Annotated in this window: 20 protein-coding genes; 13 read left to right on the top strand and 7 right to left on the bottom strand. The window is 71.3% G+C overall.

From position 1 onward, the window contains the following. Window positions 1-9 precede the first annotated feature (9 nt). Window positions 10-1,212: an MFS transporter gene (locus ACQEVZ_RS21525; RefSeq protein WP_433369209.1), complete on the top strand. Its 1,203-nt coding sequence runs from the start codon at window positions 10-12 to the stop codon at window positions 1,210-1,212. Here the strand turns inward: ACQEVZ_RS21525 and ACQEVZ_RS21520 are convergent. Then, window positions 1,190-1,849, bottom strand: coding sequence for an O-methyltransferase (locus tag ACQEVZ_RS21520; protein ID WP_344503801.1), 660 nt, complete (start codon window positions 1,847-1,849; stop codon window positions 1,190-1,192). The genes ACQEVZ_RS21525 and ACQEVZ_RS21520 overlap by 23 nt on opposite strands. After that, window positions 1,846-2,460: a Maf family protein gene (locus ACQEVZ_RS21515; RefSeq protein WP_433369205.1), complete on the bottom strand. Its 615-nt coding sequence runs from the start codon at window positions 2,458-2,460 to the stop codon at window positions 1,846-1,848. The genes ACQEVZ_RS21520 and ACQEVZ_RS21515 overlap by 4 nt, the downstream gene beginning before the upstream one ends. Window positions 2,461-2,487: 27 nt before the next feature. On the opposite strand from ACQEVZ_RS21515, the gene mscL reads away from it, so the two are divergent. Further along, a complete protein-coding gene (gene mscL, locus ACQEVZ_RS21510) occupies window positions 2,488-3,294 on the top strand; it encodes a large conductance mechanosensitive channel protein MscL (RefSeq protein WP_433369202.1) in 807 nt (268 codons plus the stop codon). Here the strand turns inward: mscL and ACQEVZ_RS21505 are convergent. Further along, window positions 3,203-3,418, bottom strand: coding sequence for an acyl-CoA carboxylase subunit epsilon (locus tag ACQEVZ_RS21505; RefSeq protein WP_344503798.1), 216 nt, complete (start codon window positions 3,416-3,418; stop codon window positions 3,203-3,205). The two genes, mscL and ACQEVZ_RS21505, sit on opposite strands and share 92 nt — an antisense overlap. A 93-nt stretch (window positions 3,419-3,511) precedes the next feature. Here ACQEVZ_RS21505 and ACQEVZ_RS21500 point away from each other — a divergent pair, with 93 nt between their 5' ends. Together ACQEVZ_RS21500 and ACQEVZ_RS21495 are read left to right on the top strand one after the other, a co-directional pair. After that, window positions 3,512-5,671: a prealbumin-like fold domain-containing protein gene (locus ACQEVZ_RS21500; protein ID WP_433369199.1), complete on the top strand. Its 2,160-nt coding sequence runs from the start codon at window positions 3,512-3,514 to the stop codon at window positions 5,669-5,671. 65 nt (window positions 5,672-5,736) lie between these two features. Beyond that, window positions 5,737-7,611 (top strand): protein kinase domain-containing protein, encoded by a 1,875-nt coding sequence (locus tag ACQEVZ_RS21495; RefSeq protein ID WP_433369196.1) that lies wholly within the window; start codon window positions 5,737-5,739, stop codon window positions 7,609-7,611. A 1-nt stretch (window position 7,612) separates the two neighbouring features. Here ACQEVZ_RS21495 and ACQEVZ_RS21490 read toward each other — a convergent pair whose 3' ends face one another. Beyond that, window positions 7,613-9,208: an acyl-CoA carboxylase subunit beta gene (locus ACQEVZ_RS21490; protein ID WP_425552262.1), complete on the bottom strand. Its 1,596-nt coding sequence runs from the start codon at window positions 9,206-9,208 to the stop codon at window positions 7,613-7,615. Here ACQEVZ_RS21490 and ACQEVZ_RS21485 point away from each other — a divergent pair. Beyond that, on the top strand, window positions 9,192-10,055 hold the full coding sequence (locus tag ACQEVZ_RS21485; RefSeq protein ID WP_433369192.1) for a biotin--[acetyl-CoA-carboxylase] ligase: 864 nt from the start codon (window positions 9,192-9,194) through the stop codon (window positions 10,053-10,055). The genes ACQEVZ_RS21490 and ACQEVZ_RS21485 overlap by 17 nt on opposite strands. A 66-nt stretch (window positions 10,056-10,121) precedes the next feature. Beyond that, window positions 10,122-10,670: a PH domain-containing protein gene (locus tag ACQEVZ_RS21480; protein ID WP_344503794.1), complete on the top strand. Its 549-nt coding sequence runs from the start codon at window positions 10,122-10,124 to the stop codon at window positions 10,668-10,670. A 19-nt stretch (window positions 10,671-10,689) separates the two neighbouring features. On the opposite strand, the gene ACQEVZ_RS21475 is transcribed toward ACQEVZ_RS21480, so the two are convergent. Both ACQEVZ_RS21475 and ACQEVZ_RS21470 read right to left on the bottom strand, forming a co-directional pair. Further along, window positions 10,690-11,247 (bottom strand): GtrA family protein, encoded by a 558-nt coding sequence (locus tag ACQEVZ_RS21475; RefSeq protein WP_433369188.1) that lies wholly within the window; start codon window positions 11,245-11,247, stop codon window positions 10,690-10,692. A 190-nt stretch (window positions 11,248-11,437) separates the two neighbouring features. After that, complete coding sequence (locus ACQEVZ_RS21470; protein WP_433369185.1) at window positions 11,438-11,923, bottom strand: GtrA family protein; 486 nt, start codon at window positions 11,921-11,923, stop codon at window positions 11,438-11,440. Between the two features lie 287 nt (window positions 11,924-12,210). Between ACQEVZ_RS21470 and ACQEVZ_RS21465 the strand changes: the two genes are divergently transcribed. Then, window positions 12,211-14,037: a phosphoenolpyruvate carboxykinase (GTP) gene (locus ACQEVZ_RS21465; protein WP_354899172.1), complete on the top strand. Its 1,827-nt coding sequence runs from the start codon at window positions 12,211-12,213 to the stop codon at window positions 14,035-14,037. Between the two features lie 118 nt (window positions 14,038-14,155). Then, window positions 14,156-14,926: an isoprenyl transferase gene (locus tag ACQEVZ_RS21460; protein ID WP_344503790.1), complete on the top strand. Its 771-nt coding sequence runs from the start codon at window positions 14,156-14,158 to the stop codon at window positions 14,924-14,926. A 901-nt stretch (window positions 14,927-15,827) separates the two neighbouring features. On the opposite strand, the gene otsB is transcribed toward ACQEVZ_RS21460, so the two are convergent. Further along, window positions 15,828-16,628: a trehalose-phosphatase gene (gene otsB, locus ACQEVZ_RS21455; RefSeq protein WP_344503788.1), complete on the bottom strand. Its 801-nt coding sequence runs from the start codon at window positions 16,626-16,628 to the stop codon at window positions 15,828-15,830. A 239-nt stretch (window positions 16,629-16,867) separates the two neighbouring features. On the opposite strand from otsB, the gene ACQEVZ_RS21450 reads away from it, so the two are divergent. From ACQEVZ_RS21450 to ACQEVZ_RS21430, 5 genes are all read left to right on the top strand, one after another. Further along, complete coding sequence (locus ACQEVZ_RS21450; RefSeq protein WP_433369181.1) at window positions 16,868-18,328, top strand: PhoH family protein; 1,461 nt, start codon at window positions 16,868-16,870, stop codon at window positions 18,326-18,328. 229 nt (window positions 18,329-18,557) lie between these two features. Next, window positions 18,558-19,208, top strand: coding sequence for a lytic transglycosylase domain-containing protein (locus ACQEVZ_RS21445; protein WP_433369178.1), 651 nt, complete (start codon window positions 18,558-18,560; stop codon window positions 19,206-19,208). Window positions 19,209-19,211: 3 nt separating this feature from the next. After that, entirely contained in the window at window positions 19,212-19,895 is a 684-nt protein-coding gene (locus tag ACQEVZ_RS21440; RefSeq protein ID WP_344503786.1) for a lytic transglycosylase domain-containing protein, read from the top strand. A 26-nt stretch (window positions 19,896-19,921) separates the two neighbouring features. Then, window positions 19,922-20,572: a rhomboid family intramembrane serine protease gene (locus ACQEVZ_RS21435; RefSeq protein WP_344503785.1), complete on the top strand. Its 651-nt coding sequence runs from the start codon at window positions 19,922-19,924 to the stop codon at window positions 20,570-20,572. Window positions 20,573-20,669: 97 nt separating this feature from the next. Next, window positions 20,670-21,638 (top strand): NAD(P)/FAD-dependent oxidoreductase, encoded by a 969-nt coding sequence (locus ACQEVZ_RS21430; protein ID WP_433369173.1) that lies wholly within the window; start codon window positions 20,670-20,672, stop codon window positions 21,636-21,638. The last annotated feature ends 31 nt before the right edge of the window (window positions 21,639-21,669 follow it).

Here is a 21,669-nt window from a genome sequence, read left to right as displayed (position 1 = left end):
CGTCAGGCGGTGCCCAATCTCGTCCGCGACCGCCTCACCTGGGTGATCTACGTCCAGCTGTCCCTGTGGTGCTACTTCCTCTACGGGTTCGGGCCGGTCGCCCCGCTGCTGCGCGACGAGCTGCACATCAGCAGGACCCTCGCGAGCCTGCACGGGACCGGGTTCGCCGTCGGCGGCATCGTCGGCGGCGCCGTCATTCCGGCGTTGACCCGCCGGTACGGGCGACACCGCCTCATCTGGGCCGGCCTGACGCTGATCAGCGGCGCCGCCGCGGGCATGTTCGCCGCGCACCACCTGGCGCTGACCCTGACGTTCGCCACCCTCGCGAGCTTCGGCGGGTCGTTGCTGGTCAACGGCATCGTCGCGGCGCTCACCGAGCACCACGGGACCGCCGGGCCGGCCGCGATCAGCGAGGCCAACGCCGCCGCGGCCGCCGTCGGCCTGGTCGCACCGCTGGTCGTCGGGTTCGCCTACGGCACCGGTCTCGGGTGGCGGGCCGGGCTTGTCCTCGTGGTGGTCCCCACCGTCCTGTTGGCGGTGTTCGCCGGTGTACGGGCACCCGAGCCGCTCCAGCACGGCACCGCCGACGGCCGGCGCGCCCGCAGGCTCCCCGCCACCTACTGGCTGGCCGCGACCAGCCTGTTCGCGACCGGTTCGGTGGAGGTCTGCCTGACGCTGTGGGGCAGCGACGTGCTCCGCGACCACGCCCACGTGTCCGCCGGGGTGGCGACGGCGGCCGTGTCGACCATGATCGCCGGGATGGTGACCGGGAGGATCGTCGGCGGGCGGCTGCTGCTGCGGTACCGCCCGACCCGCATGCTCCTGGCAGCGCTCGCCGTGTCCGCCGCCGGGTTCGCGCTGTTCTGGTCGGCGACCGTGCCCTGGCTGGCGATGGCGGGCCTGTTCGGCTGCGGGCTCGGCTGCGGCCTGCACTACCCGCTCGGGATCGGCCTCGCCCTCGCCCACTCCGACGGGCAGCCGGACCTGGCCGCGGCCCGGGCCTCGTTCGCCGTCGGGATCTCCTTCGCGGTGGCGCCGTTCGCGCTGGGCTCGCTCGCCGACCGGGTCGGGCCGCACACCGCGTTCCTGCTCGTGCCGGCGTTCCTGCTGCTGAGCGCCGCGGTGGTGACGCGCCTGGAGAGGCTCACCGGGCGCGCCACCCTCGACACCACGCAGACCGCGGCGCCGGTCAGAGCCGCCGAGCCAGTGTGAGCCCGTCAGCGATCGGGATGAGCACCGACTCGACCCGCTCGTCGGCGAGGACCCGCCGGTTGAACTCGACGATCGCGAGGGTGCCGTGGTCGCCCGGGTCCGGGTCGAGCACGTGCCCGTGGCGCAGCACATTGTCCACCAGGATCAGGCCGCCGGGCCGCGTCCGGGGCACGACCGCCTCCCAGTAACCCAGGTAGCCGGTCTTGTCCGCGTCGATGAAGGTCAGGTCGAGGTGCGGCTCGGCCGGCAGCGCGCCGAGCGTCTCCGCGGCGGGCCCGATCCGCAGCTCGATGCGGTCGTCGAGGCCGCCGCGCCGCCAGTACCGCCGGGCGATCGACGTGAACTCCTCCGACACGTCCAGGCAGGTCAGCCGGCCGCCCTCGGCGAGGCCGCGGGCGATCGCGATCGACGACAGCCCGGTGAACGTGCCGATCTCCAGGGCCTGCCGGGCGCCGCTGATCCGGGTCAGCATCGTCAGCAGCGCCGCCTGCTCCGGCGCGACCTGCATGCCCGCGTCGCGCGGCAGCGCCGCCGCGGTCTCCTCGATCAGGTCGCGGACCAGGTCGTCGGGCTCGCTGCCGTTGGCGACGACATACGCGTGCAGCGCGTCGGTGAGGGCAAGTGTCTGTCTCGTCATGATTCGATCCTGCCCCGCCAGAAGTCGGTGATGCGGACCCCGAGGATCGACATCAGCACCCGCAGCGTCGGCAGCGACAGGCCCACGACGTTGCCGTGGTCGCCCTCGATCCGGTCGACGAACACGCCGCCGAGCCCGTCGATGGTGAACGCGCCGGCCACGTGCAGCGGCTCGCCCGTCGCCACGTACGCGGCGATCTCCTCGTCGTCGGGCTCCGCGAAGTGCACGACGGTGCCGACGGTCTTCGACGTGTTGCTGCCGGACCCGGCGTCGACCAGGCAGTGGCCGGTGTACAGCACGCCGGAGCGGCCGCGCATCGCCTTCCAGCGGGCGACCGCCTCGTCGGCGTCGGCCGGCTTGCCGAGCACGTCGCCGTCGAGCTCGAGCACCGAGTCGCACCCCAGCACCAGGGCGTCGGTGCCCGCCACCCCGGCGGCCTCGGCGACGGCGAGGGCCTTGAGCTCGGCGAGCGTGCCGGCGAGGGCGGCGCCGCCGGGCGCCTCGATCGCGGACTCGTCGACGCCGCTCACGATGACCCGCGGCTCGATTCCGGCGGCCTGCAGCAGCCGGCGGCGGGCGGGGCTGGCAGAGGCGAGGATGAACGTCTTCACGGGACGGACGTTAGTACCATCGCGGCCATGCGGAAGCTCTGGGCTGAGTTCAAGGCGATCGCGATCGGCGGCTCGGTCCTGGACCTGGCGCTCGGCTTCATCATCGGATCGGCCTTCGCCACGCTCGTCCAGTCCTTCGTCACCAACCTGTTCCTGCAGGCGGTCGCCGCCGTGGTCGGCGAGCCCGACTTCCAGCAGCTGAAGATCACGCTGCACCGCACGCCGATCAAGTACGGCGTGTTCCTCAACGACCTGCTGCAGTTCCTGCTGCTGGCGGTCGCCCTGTTCGTGATCATCAAGTTCATGACCTGGATCGGCGTGGAGCGGGGCAGGTCGCTGGACCAGCGGCAGTGCCCGTTCTGCTACGACCGGGTGCCGGCCGCGGCGCTGATCTGCCGCTCGTGCGGCCAGCAGCTGGTCGAGGACCTGCCGACGCTCGCCCAGGCGGAGTTCCTGCAGGACGAGCGCGAGGCCCGCCGCTGGCCGACGCTGCCGGCCCTGCCGCCGATCGTCATCCCGCGCCGGCGCCCGCCGACCGGCCGGCCACCGGCGAGCGAGCCCCCGGTGGACGAGCCCCCGGTGGACGAGCCCCCGGTGGACGAGCCCCCGGTGGACGAGCCCCCGGTGGACGAGCCCCCGGTGGACGAGCCCCCGGTGGACGAGCCCCCGGTGGACGAGCCTCCTGTGAACGAGCCTCCTGTGAACGATCCCACTGCCGGCGGGCCCCCGGCGGGTGGTGGCGCTAGCGCCAGCGGGGACGAGACGCCGGCCGGGCGCTCTGGCGCCAGCGCGACACCGGCGCAGCAGCCACCGCCGCGGCGGCGGGACGGCTGAAGAGCACCCCGACGATCGCCGCGACCTCCTCGGCCGTCGGCGTGCCGCGGACGACCTTGAACAGCGGTTCCTCGGCCACAGGACCTCCCGGAAAGTACGCGAAACGTTGCCGTCCTGCGAGCATACGCATGCATCGGCGGCGCATACTCAAGCGGAACGGGAGTCGATGGCGAGTTTGGGGGGCGCATTGACAAACGTCCCATTCCGGGTCGCATCGATGCTCATCGTCGGCGTGCTCCTCGCGGCACTGCTGCCCGGGGCGCCCGCCCAGGCGCGTGAGGGCGAGCAGCCGGCGTCGGTGTCCGCGTCGCTGCGGTATCAGATCACGTTCGCGGCGCGCTCCTGCGGCTCGTACGACGACGTCATGGCCAACCGGGTCCGCGACGACCGCATCGAGGCGGCGTCCGCCCCCGGCCGCGCCAGCGCGTACAAGGACGGCCAGGCGGTCGATCCGGCCGTCGAGGCGGCCAACGGGGCCGGCTGCACCGCCCTGCCCGGCTGGCATTTCTCGCTGGGGCCCGGGCAGGAGAAGAAGGGCGCGCTGTCGACGGTGACCATGCCGGCGGTCGACTCCGGCGCGACCGCCGCCCAGGTGCCGCTGCTGGACGCGGCCGGCCACAAGACCGACAAGCTCATCGACGGTGCGGTCACCCTGCAGCTGACCCCGGAGCAGGCGAGCGCGTCCTCGCACCGGCAGCTGTGGGTGCAGGGCGGCACGCCGGGCGACCCGCTGCTCGCCGCGGCGCTGCCCGGGTACGGGTTCGGCGTCCTGCGCTGCGGCGCCGACGGCCACGCCGGCGGCAACGTCCAGTGGCTCGGCTTCCCCGCCGGGGCGCGGCACGTGCTCTGCTTCGCGTACTACGTGAAGTCCGCGCAGGCCCCGGCCACGCTCGTGGTGAAGGCCCGCACGACGGCCCCGGCCGGCTACCAGCAGCGGTTCGCGTTCGACGCCTCCGCCGGCTACGCCGCCGACAAGCGGATCTACGCCGACGTGAAGACCGACGCGACCCTGGTGCGCAGCTCCGGCGGCCAGCCCGGCACGGTCGTGTCGCGGACCCCGGCGGGCTGGACGCTCACCGACCTGAGCTGCGGCAAGAGCGGCGCCGGGCGCAGCCTCACCGCCACCGACCTGCCGACGGGCACCGCCACCGTCACGCTCGCCCCCGGTGAGGTCGTCACCTGCACGTTCACCTACACCCCGCCGGCCGCGCCGCCGGGGCTGACGCTGCGGCTGTTCGGCGACGCGCCCGGCGGCGGGTTCAACCTGTCCGTCGCCTCGGGCGGCGGGGCCGACCCGCCGCGCCTGCTGCAGGCCGCGCCGGCCGGTGACGGCTCCGCCACCGTCGCGACCGGCGCCGACCTGAGCACGCTGCTGCCGGGGGCATACCCGGTGACGCTCACCGCCCCGGCCGGCGAGACCGACGCATGGTCGCTGACCGGGGTCGGCTGCGGGGCGACCGAGCTCAAGCCGGAGGGCATGTCCGTCACCGTCATGGTCGCCGCCGGCGCCCCGACCGACTGCGCGCTGCGGGTGACCCGCAAGGGCGGCAGCATCCAGCTGCGGTCGGTGACGGTCGGCGGGATCGGCGCGGCGTCGTTCGTGATCGCGCCGCGCGGCGAGGGCTCGCCCGGCTGGTCCGGGGTGGCGACCACGACCGCGTTCGGCGAGGCCGCGATCGCCCAGGGCCTCCCGGCGGCGCTGCCGCTCGGCGACTACGTGGTGACCCCGCTGCCGCCCCTGGCGACGGTCGAGGGCAGCTGGCGGCTGAGCTCGTTCGCCTGCGACCCGGGCGAGTCGCAGGACGTGCCCAACGTCGGTGCCGACGTCGTGCCGCTCACCGCCGCCGTGCCCGCCGCGAAGTGCACCGCGTCCTACCTGTTCGTCGAGGCGCACCAGCTGCAGGTCACCGTCCGCTTCGCGGGCAGCACCAGCGGCCGCGACGGCCCGATCGTGCTGGACGTGGACTGCACCGACGGCTCGACCGGCCGGGTCGTGCTGCCCGGGGACGACAACAGCGAGGCGTCGCTGCCCACGCCGCTGGGCTTCCTGGACCCGGCGAAGTGCACGGTGCAGCGCCCGGCGACACCCACCGCGGCCGGCGCCGCGGTGGCCGTCGGCGCGACGGTCGATCCCGCGCCGGGCAACGCGCCGCTGCCGATCCCCGGCACCGTCGTCATCGGCGAGGAGACCGGCGCCGACGTCGACCTGTACACGGTGACGGTCACGGTGACCTTCACCGCCGACGACAGGGCACCGACCCAGCAGAAGGTCCTCGACACGTTCCGGGTCCTGCCGGTGGCCCTGATCGGCGCCGGTCTGGTCGGTATCGGCCTCGTCATCCTATTGATCATGGTCTTGCGGTCCCGCACCGACTGAGACGGGTGATCTCGCCCAGGTCCGGGCTGTCTGGAACGTGCGCTCGTTCGGTAGCGTCTGTGGTGATGACGCAGTCCACGTCCCTGATCGCTGAGCGCTATCGATTGATCGAGTCGCTCGGCGCCGGTGGCATGGGCCGGGTGTGGCTCGCCCGCGACGAGATGCTGCGCCGCGACGTCGCGATCAAGGAGGTCATCCCGCCCGAGGGGCTGACCGCCGAGGAGCGCGAGGAGCTGCGGCTGCGCACCCTCCGGGAGGCCCGCGCCGCGGCCCGCCTCAACGACGCGAACGTCGTGCGGATCTACGACGTCGTGCAGACCGAGCAGGCACCGTGGATCGTGATGGAGTACGTGCCGTCGCGGTCACTCCATCAGGTGATCACCGACGACGGGCCGCTGCAGCCGGAGCGGGTGGCGCAGGTCGGGCTCGCCGTGCTCAACGCGCTGAAGGCCGCGCACGCCGCCGGGGTGCTGCACCGTGACGTGAAGCCCGGCAACGTGCTGCTCGCCGACACGGGCCGGGTGGTGCTCACCGACTTCGGCCTCGCGGTCTTCGAGGGCGGCGACGGCGCCGTCACCCGCCCCGGCCTGATCCTCGGGTCCCCGCAGTACATCTCCCCGGAGCGCGCGAGAGAGGGCACCTCCGGACCGGAGTCCGACCTGTGGTCGCTCGGCGCCACGCTCTACGCGGCCGTCGAGGGCCGCTCGCCGTACGCGCGCTCCACGACGTACGCGACGCTGACGGCCCTCGCCACCGAGGACCCCGACCCGCCGACCCGCGCGGGCGTGCTGAAGCCGGTCCTCAACGCGCTGCTGCGCAAGGACCCGAAGGCGCGCGCGGGCGTCGCCGAGACCGAGCGGCTGCTGCAGCGGGCCGCGTCGGGGGAGGGCCGCGCCTGGTCCTGGACCTTGCCCACGCTGCCCCGGCCGCGCCGCTCGCGGGAAGGCCAACCTTCGGGCCTGCGCAGCTCCTCCAGCGGCTCGTCGAGAGGCTCGTCGCACCCGCTCGGCGGGGGGTCGGCGCGGCCGGAGGCGCCGATCAGCTCGCCGCCCGCGGGCCTGGATCAGGACAGCCCGGCGCAGGTCGCGGACGCCACCCCGGCCCGGACCGACTTCCCCGGCAAGGCCCGCGGCAGCGCGCCCGTCGGCGCCGGCCTCTACTCCCGCGGCGGGGTTCCCGCCCCCGAGGTGGTGCCGGTCAGCGACGACGTCGAGACGGTGCCGCCCGGCCGGCACCGCGGCCGCTGGATCGCCGCGGTCCTCGTCGCGCTGGCCCTGCTCGTCGGGGCCGCGATTCTGATCGCCGACTCCGGCGACGACCCGCCGCAGACGCTGCCGACCGGCGCGCAGGCCACCGGGCTGGGGGCAGGGCCCGCCACGTCCGGCGCCGCGGGCCCGGCGTCGGGCAGTCCCACCGCGAGCGCGTCGCCAGACGTCCGCGGCACCTTCGGCGGCACCGTGATGGACCTGCCGGCCGGCTTCCACTGGGAGACCGACGCCAAGTACGGCTGGGCGGTCGCGGTGCCGGACGGCTGGGTGCGCACGGTGAAGAAGCCCAGCTACCCGTCGATGATCTCCTTCGTCGACCCGCTCGACGGCCGGTGGGAGGTGGCGATCGACACGTCCTTCAACCCGCCGAAGGGCGACCCGGTCGCCGACTGGCGCGAGCAGGAGGCGGCGCGGCTCAAGGACGGGCTGTACCCGGGCTACGAGCAGGTCGGGATCGACACGGTCAACTTCCGGGACGGCTGGGCCTGCGCGGACTGGCAGTGGCGGTACACGGCCCCCAGCGGCCGCCTGCACATCTCCAACATGGGCTGCCGGGTCAACCCGGGCCGGGGCCACGCCATCTACTGGCAGACCCCGGACGCGCTGTGGGAAGACTCCGCCACCGTCAACAAGTTCAACATCATCAAGGTGTCGTTCAGGGTGACGGCCTGACCTACAGCGGGATGTTGCCGTGCTTCTTCGGCGGCAGGGTCTCCCGCTTGGTGCGCAGCAGCCGCAGCGCCCGCACGATCTCCACCCGCGTCGCCGACGGCGCGATGACCCCGTCGACGTAGCCGCGCTCCGCCGCCACGTACGGGTTGGCGAGGGTGTCCTCGTACTCCTGGATCAGCTCGGCGCGCAGGCCGGCCGGGTCCTTCGCGTCGCGCAGCTCCTGGCGGTACAGGATGTTGACCGCGCCCTGCGCGCCCATGACCGCGATCTGCGCGGTCGGCCAGGCGAAGTTGAGGTCGGCGCCGAGGTGCTTGGAGCCCATGACGTCGTAGGCGCCGCCGTACGCCTTCCGGGTGATGACCGTGACCTTCGGGACGGTGGCCTCGGCGTAGGCGTAGATGAGCTTCGCGCCGCGCCGGATGATGCCGTCCCACTCCTGGCTGGCGCCCGGCAGGAAGCCCGGCACGTCGACGAACGTGAGGATCGGGATGTTGAACGCGTCGCAGGTCCGCACGAAGCGGGCCGCCTTCTCCGACGCGTCGATGTCCAGGCAGCCGGCGAAGTGCATCGGCTGGTTGGCCACGACGCCGACCGGGTGGCCCTCGACCCGGCCGAAGCCGATCAGGATGTTCTGCGCGAACAGCGGCTGCACCTCGAGGAAGTCCTCGACGACCGACTCGATGACCGTGTGCATGTCGTACGGCTGGTTCGCCGAGTCGGGGATGACGGTGTCCAGCGCCAGGTCGTCCTCGGACACCTCCAGCGACGCCGGCAGCGGCACGACCGGCACGTCGTCCATGTTGTTGGACGGCAGGTAGGACAGCAGGGCCTTCACGTACTCGATCGCGTCGTCCTCGTCGGTGGCGAGGTAGTGCGCGTTGCCGGACTTGGTGTTGTGCGTCCGGGCCCCGCCCAGCTCCTCGAACTCGACGTCCTCGCCGGTCACCGTCTTGATCACGTCGGGGCCGGTGATGAACATGTGCGAGGTCTGGTCGACCATCACGGTGAAGTCGGTGACGGCGGGGGAGTACACCGCGCCGCCCGCGCACGGCCCCATGATCAGTGAGATCTGCGGGATGACACCCGACGCCCGGACGTTGCGGAAGAAGATCTCGCCGTAGAGCCCGAGCGAGACGACACCCTCCTGGATGCGGGCGCCGCCGGAGTCGTTGATCCCGACCACCGGGCAGCCGATCTTCATCGCCAGGTCCATGACCTTCACGATCTTCTCGCCGAAGACCTCGCCGAGGCTGCCGCCGAAGATCGTGAAGTCCTGCGCGAAGACGCAGATCTGCCGCCCGTCGACGGTGCCGTACCCGGTGACGACGCCGTCGCCGTACGGGCGCGACTGCTCCATCCCGAAGTTGGTCGACCGGTGCCTGGCCAGCTCGTCGAGCTCGACGAACGAGCCGGGGTCCAGCAGCAGCTCGATCCGCTCGCGTGCGGTCTTCTTGCCCCTGGCGTGCTGCTTCTCCACGGCCCGGGCCGACCCCGCGTGCACGGCCTCGTCGGTCCGCCGGCCCAGATCGGCGAGCTTCCCCGCGGTCGTGTGGATGTCAGCGCCGACACCAGCCTGCTCAATGGTCACGTTCGGCATCGTAATCGGGCGGCGATACGGTCGACCTGTGAACATTTACACCGACCTGGAGCGCCCCCCGCTGCATGCGGCCGCGCTCCGCCGCGCGTTGGTCGTCCCCGGCGGGCTCTGGACCGACCTGCGCGTGGTCGAGGAGACCGGCTCGACCAACGCCGACGCCGGCGACGCCGCGCGGGCCGGCGCCGCCGAGGGCCTGGTGATCGTCGCCGAGCGGCAGACCGCGGGCCGGGGCCGGCTGGGCCGGCAGTGGCAGTCGCCGCCGCGGGCCGGCCTGGCGCTGAGCATCCTGCTGCGCCCGGTGGTGCCGGTGTCGCGCTGGGGCTGGCTGCCGCTCCTGGCCGGGGTCGCGCTGGCCGAGTCGGTGCGCCGGGTCGCCCGCCTCGACGCCTACCTGAAGTGGCCCAACGACCTGCTGCTGCAGGGCGACCGCAAGACCGCCGGCATCCTCGCCGAGGGGGTCGGCGACGGCGCGGTGGTGGTCGGCATCGGGCTCAACACCACGCTGCGCGAGCACGAGCTGCCCCGCCCCGACGCGACGTCCCTTGCCCTCGCCGGTGCCGTCAGCGCCGACCGCGACCCGCTGCTGCGCGCCCTGTTGCGCGGGTTCGAGGAGGTGTACCGCCAGTGGCAGGCCGGCGACGACTCCGGCATTCGCGAGGCGTACCTCTTCCACTGCGGCACCATCGGCCGGCGGGTCCGGGTCGACCTTCCCGGCGGCGCCACGCTCGACGGCACGGCCACCGGCGTCGACGTCGACGGCCGGCTGCAGGTCACGGACGTGTTCGGGAATGAGCACGCGGTCGCCGCCGGCGACGTGGTGCACGTCCGCGCAGAGACGACCGGGTAGGCCAATATCGCACCGGGTCGGGACGGTCTAGCCTCCACCTCGACATTCATGAACGAGGAGGTTGGCGTGGGGTTCCCGGAAAGCGTCCTGACCAAGGACGAGCAGGTGGTGCTGCACCTGCACCCCCACTGGAAGGCACTGTTCCTGCCGGTGCTCTGGTTCGTCCTCACCGCCGCCGCGGTCGTGGCCATTTCCCTGTTCACGGGGGTGGGCATGATCGGCACGCTGATCGCGGCCGGGGTCGGCCTGGTGATCGTGCTCGTCGTCACCGTGTGGCCGTGGATCAAGTGGAAGACCACGCACTACGTCTTCACCAACGAGCGGGTGATCATGCGCAGCGGCGTGTTCTCGCGCAGCGGCCGGGACATCCCGCTGGGCCGGGTCAACGACGTGTCGTTCTCGCACTCGCTCTTCGAGCGGATGCTCGGCTGCGGCACGCTGACCATCGAGTCGGCCGGTGAGCGGGGTCAGGTGCAGCTCACCGACATCCCGCAGGTGGAGAAGACCCAGAGCATGCTCTACGAGCTGGTCGACGCGGACCGGCAGAAGCACACCTTCGGCGACGACGACCGGCAGGCCCTCGTCGACGAGATCAAGAACGACGCCGCGTCCTGATTGCTGTCCTGATTTCTGGTCAACGGTGGCCGGCGGGCTCATTGAGGGTCAGCTCGCCGGCGCCGTCCTCCTCGGGGTGGCGCGGCACCGGCGCGACGGCCACGTCGGTCAGCGCCACCTCCAGGGCCTCGACCTCGGCCTCCAGTTCGGCGTCCGCGATCACCTGCGGGTCGTCGGAGACCACCGGCGTCTGGAAGACGAACGTCCGGTACGCCCAGAAGCGGAACACCATCGCGATGCCGATGCCGAGCGCGCTGGCGATGTTGAAGGCCAGCCGGTCGGCGCTGTTGGTCTCGCTGAAGCCCAGCCCGTACTTCGCCACCGCGAGGACCGCGCTCTGGATCAGCAGGCCGACGCCGTTGAGCGCGAAGAACAGCGTGTACTCCCGCCGCATGCTCGTGCGGTCGCTGTGACGGTAGGTCCACTGCCGGTTGAGGAAGTAGGACGCCGTCGTGGCGACGACGGCCGCGACGATCTTCGCCTTCAGCGGGCCGATCGACAGCAGCAGGTTGAGCACCGCGAAGTCGATGATCGTGTTGATCCCGCCGACCGCCAGGAACTTGAACAGCTCGGTCACGAGCGAGCGATGCCGCTCGGGGACATACCGGTCGCGAAGGTTGCTGGCAAGGCGCACCGTGCAACCTTACGGCAGGTCGCCAAGCATCGCCCTGGGTACGGCGCAGACTGCGGGGCAGCTCACCCGCATCTTGACCCCTGCGCAACCAGGCTGTTACCTGCCGCCGCGTTCGAACCTCAGTTTATGCCGGTCAGGCCGTCTTTCGGAACACGATCTGCCGATAGCTCCAGAAACGGAACAGCGTCCCGAACGCCATGCCGACCACGTTGGCCGCGATGTTGTCGGCGAGCTTGCCCTCGAACCAGGGCCACACCGAGCCGAGCCCGTAGTGGCTCGCCCACAGGCAGAGCAGGCCGATCAGCAGGCCGACCAGGTTGAACAGGAAGTACAGCGTGTATTCGCGGCGCAGGTTGGTGCGCTCGCGGTCCCGCCAGGTCCAGAACCGGTTGCCGATGAAGGCGACGGTCGCCGCCACCACCGTGGAGATCGTCTTCGCCAGAAGGGTCGGCGTGCCGCCGAAGAGCAGCACGTTGAAGATGGCGACGTCCACCATGAACGCCACGATCCCGACCGTCCCGAACTTGCCCAGCTCGTGGACGAGGTGCTCGAAGCGTGCGAACAGGCCGCGCAGGCCGCCCGGCCGTGGCTCGGACGCCACCGACTGCAGTTCCGTCACGTGGCAGAGGGTACGGCACCGCCGACCTCAGCGGGCGCACCTGCCACAGACCGCACAGTTTGCGCATTGATGCGCGGTTGACGAAAAGTTCACGCGCGATTCTGCGAACGGTCGCGAGATTCTCCGGTCCTTGTGCAAGGTTTCACAAGCTCTCACGCTGCCCGGCCCGGTTGACCGGTTTAGGCTGAGGGAAATCAGTAGAACGCATTCACGGCCGCTCGCAGCATCGCGCGCCGTGCTTTGGCATTTGCGCCTACAGGTCAACGCCGACCACAGGGAGATTCTCGATGTCAGCACCGGTCACGGTCCCGGGTCTCGACCAGGCACCCACCGCCCATTCCAAGCTCCTCGCCTGGGTCCGCGAAGTCGCCGAGCTCACCACCCCTGACCGGGTGGTCTGGTGTGACGGCTCCGAGGGTGAGTGGCGCCGCATCACCGACGAGCTCGTGGACAAGCAGGTCCTGGTGCGGCTGCGGCAGAAGCCCAACTCGTTCTGGGCCCGCACCGACCCGTCGGACGTCGCCCGGGTCGAGGAGCGCACGTTCATCTGCTCCGCGGACGAGGCCGACGCCGGCCCCACGAACAACTGGATGGCGCCCGCGGAGATGAAGCGGGTGATGACGGAGCTGTACGACGGCTCGATGCGCGGCCGCACGATGTACGTGGTGCCGTTCTGCATGGGCCCGCTGACCGCCGAGCGGCCGATGTTCGGCGTCGAGCTGACCGATTCCCCGTACGTCGTCGCCTCCATGCGGATCATGACCCGGATGGGTGCCGACGTGCTCGACCGGATGGGCGCCGACGCGCCATTCGTGCCCTGCCTGCACTCCGTCGGCGCGCCCCTCGCACCCGGCGAGCAGGACGTCGCGTGGCCGTGCAGCGACACCAAGTACATCTCCCACTTCCCGGAGAGCCGGGAGATCTGGAGCTACGGGTCGGGGTACGGCGGCAACTCGCTGCTGGGCAAGAAGTGCTTCTCGCTGCGCATCGCCAGCGTCATGGGCCGCGACGAGGGCTGGCTCGCCGAGCACATGCTCATCCTCAAGCTGACCGGACCGTCCGGCCAGGTGAAGTACGTGGCCGCCGCGTTCCCCAGCGCCTGTGGCAAGACCAACCTGGCGATGCTGGAGCCGACCATCCCCGGATGGAAGGTCGAGACGCTCGGCGACGACATCGCGTGGATGCGCTTCGGTGCAGATGGGCGGCTGTACGCCGTCAATCCCGAGTTCGGCCTGTTCGGTGTCGCTCCCGGCACCGACTGGAAGACCAACCCCAACGCGATGCGGACCCTCGCGAAGGGCAACTCGGTCTTCACCAACGTCGCACTGACCGACGACGGCGACATCTGGTGGGAAGGCATGGGCGAGCCGCCCGCGCACCTCACCGACTGGAAGGGCCGCGACTGGACGCCCGACTCGGACGAGCCGTCGTCGCACCCGAACTCGCGCTTCTGCACGCCGATCGAGCAGTGCCCGATCCTCGCCGACGAGTACGCCGACCCGCGCGGCGTGCCGATCGACGCGATCCTCTTCGGCGGCCGGCGCAAGACCACGATCCCGCTGGTCACCGAGGCCCGCGACTGGGTGCACGGCGTCTACCTCGGCGCGACCCTGTCCAGCGAGACCACCGCGGCGGCCACCGGCAAGGTCGGCGTGGTCCGCCGCGACCCGATGGCCATGCTGCCCTTCATCGGCTACAACGCCGGCGACTACTTCGCCCACTGGATCGAGATGGGCAAGGGCGCCTCCTCCGGCACCGCGCAGTTGCCCAGGATCTTCTACGTCAACTGGTTCCGCCGCGGCGACGACGGCCGCTTCCTGTGGCCCGGCTTCGGCGAGAACGCCCGCGTCCTGAAGTGGGTCGTCGAGCGCATCGAGGGCACCGCTGACGCCGTCGAGACCCCCATCGGCCGGGTGCCGGCGCCCGGCGCGCTCGACGTGGACGGCCTCGACCTCACGGCCGAGGACCTCGCTGCGGCCCTGCGGGTCGACGCCGACGAATGGCGGGCGGAGATCCCTCAGGTGACCGAGTGGTTCGAGCGCTTCGGCGACAAACTCCCCGGGGTGCTCTGGGCCGAGCTCGACGCGCTGAAGGCCCGGCTCGACGCCGCATAGTGGCTGGTCGGCGGCCGGTCAGTCAGCAGATCGGCCGCCCACCCACCCGCCGTTCAGCACTGTCCGGTGCACGGCTGACGGTGTCGCTTTGCCCGGTAGGTCGCTACTCTTCTCGACCGTGGGCCTGCGTGACGTGGTGTATTCGTTGTACGAGAAGCGTCTCGCCCGACGGCTGCACGGCAAACCTCAGCCGCGACACGTCGGGGTGATCGTCGACGGCAACCGGCGCTGGGCGCGCGAGATGGGCTACGTCGATCCCAACGACGGCCATCGCGTCGGCGCCGAGCGGATCAAGGAGCTCCTGCGCTGGTGCGACGGCGCGACCGTCGCGCACGTCACCCTGTGGCTGTTGTCCACCGACAACCTGTCCCGCCCCGCCGCCGAGCTCGACCCGCTGCTGCAGATCATCGAGAACCTGGCCGCCGAGCTCGCCGACGAGGGCAACCCCTGGCAGCTGCGCATGGTCGGCGCGCTGGACCTGCTGCCCACCGCCAGCGCCCAGTCCCTCAAGGCGGCCGAGGAGCGCACCGTCAGCCGCACCGGCGGCGCCCAGGTCAGCCTCGCCGTCGGCTACGGCGGCCGCCGCGAGATCGCCGACGCCGTGCGCTCCCTCCTCCACGAGCACGCCAAGGCGGGCACGTCGATCGAGGAGCTCGCCGAGATCCTCGACGTCGACCACATCTCCGACCACCTCTACACCCGCGGCCTGCCCGACCCCGACCTGGTGATCAGGACCAGCGGCGAGCAGCGCCTGTCAGGCTTCCTGCTCTGGCAGAGCGCCCACTCCGAGTTCTACTTCTGCGACGTCCACTGGCCCAGCTTCCGCCGCGTCGACTTCCTGCGTGCCCTGCGCTCCTACGCCAACCGCCAACGCCGCTACGGCGTCTGAGCCGGCTGTAATTCCCCCCACCGCTGCCGCGGCGGGGCCCGGCAGGGATTCTCACCCGCACCCCGATGCGCCGCTCCGCGACGCACTGCCCGCGCCGAGACGCGAGGCAGGCCAAGCGGCGCATACGCGCCGCATCCGGCGGCCGGCCCCGGCCGATCCATGATCCGGTAAAACTCGTGCACCCAGAGCAACGCAACTTCGTCCAGACCCCGCCAACCACCCGCCCGCCATGACCCCGTGCGATCACGGCCCCCGCCCCGCACTCTTCGGCCTGAACTTCTCGCCCCATGCTCTCTGACCTGCACTTTCTCGGCCTGCGCTCCCTGGCCCGCACTCCCTGACCTGCGCTTCTCGCCCCACGTGCTCTGGCCTGCGCTTCTCGGCCTTGCGCTTCCGGCCCGCGTCTCTTCTTCTCAGTGACGCCCGCTGCCACTTCGACGCTCGGGTCCACCTCTGGACCTATCCCTGCTCGGGCCCACCTCGCCCGGACAGACGTTGGTCAATGCCCCGAAACGCCCCTTTTCGGGATAGACGTTGCGCGATCCACCCGCAATTTGATCTCTGAAATCGAGGCTTATCGCGCAGTGTCGATGGGACAAAGGCCGCAAACCCGGGCATTGATCAACGTCGGTGCCGAGGCGTCTCGTCAGTGTCGAGGCTGCTCGTCGGTGTCGTGTGGCGAAGTGTGCGGCGGTCGGGGCCGACATGATCAGCACGGAAATCATGGGCGAATCTGGCCACGGCTGGCCACCGGATGCGGCGCGTATGCGCCGCTTGCTCTGCCTCGCGTCTCGGCGCGGGCAGTGCGCCGCGGAGCGGCGCACTGGGGTGCGGGTGAGAATCCCCGCCGGGACCCGCCGCGACAACGGTGGGGCGGAAGCACAGCGGGGAATTACAGCATTTACAGCTGGGAGAGCAGGGTGCGGAGGAGGGCGGGGACGTCCTCGGGGGCGTCGACGTGGATGTCGGCGGCTTCGATCAGGGCGTGGCCGCTCTCGGCGTTGGCGACCGCGACCCGCACGCCGACGAAGTCGGGGTCCGCTGCTTCGCGGGCGGTGAGGGCGTCGAAGGCGCGCAGGTCGGCCACGTCGTCGCCGAAGTACCAGGCGCAGCTGTGGCCCTCGGTCTCCTCGCGCAGGACGCTGCCCTTGTCGCGCTGGCCGGGGGGCTTCAGCTCGACGACCATGCGGCCCGCCTGGAGGCGCAGGCCGAGCTCGCCCGCGCGCTCCTTGGCCCACTGCTCGACCTCCGGGGCCAGGTGGGGCGCGTTACGGTAGTGCACGGCCACGGAGAGGCGCTTGTACTCGACCCGGGTGCCCGCTGGCAGCTCCGCCCGGGCGCGGTCGGCCAGGTCGCTCATGACCTGGACGAAAGGGGCCGCTGACGGGTCGGTCTCGACCAGGCCGCCGGGGCGTTGGACCTCCAGCCCGTACAGGCCGAAGACCGCGACATCGGGCAGGTCGGCGAAGCGCTCGCGGAGGAAGCCGGCCGGGCGGGCCGAGACGATGACGACCTTGCCCAGGCGACGGCTGAGCTCGCCGAGGGCCTCGACGATGCCGTCGGCCGGGTGGACCGTCTCGGGATCTTCCTGGATGGGCGCGAGAGTCCCGTCGAAGTCGAAGAAGAAGGCGCAGTGGCCTGCGCGCTCCGCGGTCAGCTGGAGGATGGCCTCGCGCGAGCGTGCAGTGTCAGGGGCCGCCATGTGCCAAGCGTACTGAAGAATTCACGCAGCGGCGTACCTCACAAGGCGGGCAATCAAGGACTCGATCTAGTGGATTTTGCTTGCAGCGGTTAGCGTCTGTGCTGTGGCTTGGGGTTTTCCCGGCCATCCGAGGCCCGGACCGAGCGATCACTGTGAAGCCACGGGGCCAAGCACCCGACCCCGTGCGGGCGTCGGAGGACGCGAGTGCGGGCGGCGAGGTGCCCGTCCCCGGAGATCCCGTGACCGTTCGCCGTAGTCCCTCGGAGTCCACCCCTCCCGCTCCACGCGGCCGCGCCACCAAGGCGCAGCCCGCGGAAGCGCCGCAGGAGGTCGTCAAGCCGGTCCGTCGCACCAGGAAGACGGCCCAGGAAAAAGCCCAGGAGAAAGCCCGGGAGCAGACACCGGACAAGCGCACCTTCGTGCTGGACACGTCCGTGCTGCTGGCCGACCCGGGCGCGTTCCTGCGCTTCGGAGAGCACGACGTGGTCCTGCCCCTGGTCGTCATCTCCGAATTGGAGGGCAAGCGGCACCATCCCGAGCTCGGGTACTTCGCGCGGCGTTCGCTGCGGTTCCTGGACGACCTGCGGGCCAAGCACGGCCGGCTGGACGTCCCGCTGCCGCTGACGGACTCCGGCGGCACCCTGCGGGTCGAGCTGAACCACGCCAACCAGAACGTGCTGCCGGCCGGCTTCCGGGCCGACACGGACGACGCCCGGATTCTCGCGGTCGCGCTCGCGCTCGCCGCCGAGGGCAAGGACGTCCTGCTGGTCACCAAGGACATGCCGCTGCGGGTCAAGGCCGGCTCGGTGGGCCTGGCCGCGGACGAGTACCAGCCGGGTCCGGCGACCAACCAGAGCTGGACGGGCATGGTCGAGCTCGGCATCGCCGAGGACGAGGTGAAGCGGCTCTACGCGGGTGAGGCGATCGACCTCGACGGCGCCGGCGACCTGCCGGTGCACACGGGTCTGGTGCTCACCTCGCAGAACGGCTCGGCGCTCGGGCGGGTCTGTGCCGACAAGTCGGTGCGGCTCGTGCGGGGCGACCGGGAGGCGTTCGGCGTGCGGGGGCGCTCGGCGGAGCAGCGCATCGCGCTGGACCTGCTGCTGGACGAGTCGATCGGCATCGTGTCCATGGGTGGGCGGGCCGGCACCGGCAAGTCCGCGCTCGCGCTCTGCGCGGGCCTGGAGCAGGTCATGGAGCGGCGCAAGCACAAGAAGGTGATCGTCTTCCGGCCGCTGTACGCGGTCGGCGGGCAGGAGCTGGGCTATCTCCCCGGCGACGCCGCCGAGAAGATGTCGCCCTGGGCGCAGGCGGTCTTCGACACGCTCGGCTCGCTGGTGCACGACAACGTGATGGAGGAGGTGGCGGCCCGGGGGATGCTCGAGGTCCTGCCGTTGACCCACATCCGCGGTCGCAGCCTGCACGACGCGTTCGTGATCGTCGACGAGGCCCAGTCGCTCGAACGCGGCGTCCTGCTCACCGTGCTGTCCCGCATCGGCAGCAACTCGCGGGTCGTGCTGACGCACGACGTCGCTCAGCGTGACAACCTGCGGGTCGGCAGGCACGACGGCATCGCCGCGGTGATCGAGGCGCTGAAGGGCCACCCGATCTTCGCGCACGTGACCCTGACCCGTTCGGAGCGGTCGCCGATCGCCGAGGTCGTCACGGACCTGCTGGAGGACCTCCCGTTCGAAAGGTGAGTTGAGCAAAAGAGTCCTAATTGTCACGTGATTAGGATCACATAACATACTGTTTGGGTTCTCACCTGCGAATGCACTAGGCGATGGTGGGGAACGAGCGCATGACGCCAGGCGAACCGGCATCAGGCGCTCACGGTGCGTCATCGGCCCGGAGGGCAGGTCCGCTGCAACGCGTGGACCGCCGTCCGGGCCGTGCGCCGCGTCCTGTCCCCGACGAATGGATACGTTCGTGATCCAGCTGTGGCAGCGGATCGGAAAGATCCGTGCCCTGGCGGCCCTCGCGCTCGTCGCGGCCCTCGCGGGCGGCGTCGTGATCGCCAACTGGGACAGCGGCGAGAAGGCTGAGCCGGTCAACACCGCCGCCAACGCCGCCCTTCCGAAGCCGTCGGAGACGAGCGCCAGCGCCGCGCAGTCGCAGGACCCGCAGAGCAAGGCGCAGGACGCCGCCTCCGCGGCCGCCGCGCAGGCCAAGGCCGCCGAGGACGCCGCGCGCAAGAAGAAGGAAGAAGAGGCGAGCCGGTCCAACACCCGCTCCGCCGGCCCGCCGTCCTACCCGGCCCCCGCCTCGTGCGGCGTCTACTCCGGTCACAGGAACACCGGCTGCACGCTGATGGTCGCCGCCGGCTACGGCCTCGACCAGATGCCGTGCCTGGACAAGCTGTGGACCAAGGAGAGCGGCTGGAACCCCAGCGCGCACAACAACAGCAGCAACGCCCACGGCATCCCGCAGGCCGTCCCCGGCGACAAGATGGCCGCCTACGGCACGAACTGGAAGACCGACGCCGGCATCCAGATCAAGTGGGGGCTGAACTACATCAAGGGCCGGTACAAGACGCCGTGCGGCGCATGGGGTCACAGCCAGAGCACGGGGTGGTACTAGGCCATGGACGTCCTGACGCTGCTGTGGCAGCGGGTCGGCAAGATCCGTGTCCTGGCCACCCTCGCACTGGTCGCGGCCCTCGCGGCGGGTGTCGTGATCGCCAACTGGGACAGCGGTAAGAAGGCCGAGCCGGTCAGTGCCGCCGCCGACGCCACCCTTCCGAAGCCTTCCGACACGAGTGCGAGCGCCAGCGCCGCGCCGACGTCCCAGGAGGCCCAGAGCAAGGCGCAGGACGCCGCCTCCGCGGCCGCCGCGCAGGCCAAGGCCGCCGAGGACGCCGCGCGCAAGAAGAAGGAAGAGGAGGAGACGAGCCGGTCCACCACGCGGACCCTGGGCCCGCCGACCTACTCGATCCCGGCCGCTTGCGACGTGTACAAGGGCAAGAGCGACAACAAGTGGCGCGGCTGCGGGCTCGTGTTCCAGGCCGGCTTCGGGTTCGACCAGATGTCGCCGTGCCTGGAGAAGCTCTGGGACAAGGAAAGCCACTGGACGACGACGGCGCGGAACAAGAGCTCCGGCGCCTATGGCATCGCCCAGGCGCTTCCGCCGTCGAAGATGGGCTCGATCGCGAGCGACTGGTCCTGGAATCCTGAGACCCAGATCAAGTGGGGCCTGGGCTACATCAAGGGCCGCTACAAGACGCCGTGCGCCGCCTGGTCCCACAGTCAGTCCAGCGGCTGGTATTAGCGAGCGAAACCTGTTACCAACGTGGCGTGACCGTCGATGCCACGAGTCCGTCCGACCCCACGCGATTCGGCACGGAGGCGTTCTACGCCTCCGTCGGCCGAGCCTTCGTCGCCATGTGCGCGTTCGTGCCGGTGCTGTTCGCGATCGAGTTCCTCGACCGGCTCACCGGTGAGCGGCTCGACCAGGACGGCGGCATCAAGCCGCACCATCTCGACGGCCTGGACGGCATCATCTTCTCGCCGTTCCTGCACGCCGGCTTCGCCCACGTCCTGGCCAACAGCATCCCGCTGATCCTGCTCGGCACGTTCGTCCTCGCCGCCGGCACCACCCGCTTCCTGCTCACAACCGCCTTCATCGCGATCGTGGCCGGGGTCGGGGTGTGGTTCATCGGTGATCCGGACACCGTCGTGGTCGGGGCCAGCGGCGTCATCTTCGGCTATCTCGGCGTGATCCTGATGCGGGGCGCGGTCGAGCGCAGCTGGTGGCACATCGCCGTCGGTGTCCTCATCGGGCTCCTGTACGGCTGGCAGCTCTTCGGCGTCCTCCCCGGCGAGGAGGGGGTGTCCTGGCAGGGGCACCTGTGCGGGTTCATCGGCGGCCTCGTCGCCGCGGTGATCTTCCGGCGCCGCAAGCCACGCCGCTCCGACGACCCCCTGGCCATCGGCACCGACGCCTGATAGCAAGCCGCGGCGCCGCCTGGCCGTCGAAGCCGGCGCCGCGGCAGGCTGCGGTGTCCTCTGGTCATCGGCACCGGCGCCGCATAGCGTTCCCCGTATGCGGGATGTCGACCTGGCCATCGTCGGCGCGGGACCGGCCGGACTCTTCGGTGCCTATTACGCCGGCTTCCGGGGCCTCAGCGCCGCCCTGATCGACGCGCTGCCGGAGCCCGGCGGCCAGGTCACGGCGATGTACCCCGAAAAGATGATCTTCGACGTCGCGGGGTTCCCCGGCATCCGCGGCCGCGACCTGGTCGCCAACCTCGTCGAGCAGGCCGGGCAGTTCCACCCCCATTACCTGCTCGGCGTGCGGGCCGAGGGCCTCACGTACGACGACGGCCGCCCCGTGCTGACGATGTCCGACGGCACCGTCCTGCGCTGCGGCGCCGTGCTCATCACCGGCGGGCTCGGCAGCTTCACGGCCCGCCCGCTGCCCGCCGCCGACGGGTTCACCGGCGACGGCCTGCTCTTCTTCGTGCCGCACCTGGCCGACCTGGCCGGGCACGACGTCGTCATCGTCGGCGGTGGCGACTCCGCCTTCGACTGGGCCCTCGCGCTGGAGCCGGTCGCCAGGTCGGTGACGCTCGTGCACCGCCGCGAGAAGTTCCGGGCGCACGCCTCGACCGTCGCCCGCGTGCAGGCCCTGCCGATCGAGATCATCGTCAACGCCGAGGTCACCCGGATTCTCGGAGATGCCAGGTGCACGGGCGTCGACGTCGCCGTCCGCGGCGCGGCACCGCGCACCCTCCCCGCCGACTCCGTCGTCGCCGCGCTGGGCTTCACCGCCGACCTCGGCCCCCTCGCCGACTGGGGCCTCGAGCTGGACAAGCGCCACATCAAGGTCGACTCGACCACCGCCACCAACCTGCCGCGGGTGTTCGCCGCCGGCGACATCAGCGAATACCCGGGCAAGGTCCGGCTCATCGCGGTCGGCTTCGGGGAGGCCGCCACCGCCGTCAACAACGCCGCCGTGATCATCGACCCGGCCGCCCACCTCTTCCCGGGGCACTCGTCCGACAACGGGTGAGCAACTTCTCAGTAACCGCAGCGCACCGCCG

Source organism: Dactylosporangium sp. CA-152071, assembly GCF_050936335.1.
Lineage (GTDB): Bacteria > Actinomycetota > Actinomycetes > Mycobacteriales > Micromonosporaceae > Dactylosporangium > Dactylosporangium maewongense.
Note: the sequence above shows the minus strand (reverse complement) of the source record. Positions and strands in the feature narration are given on the sequence as shown.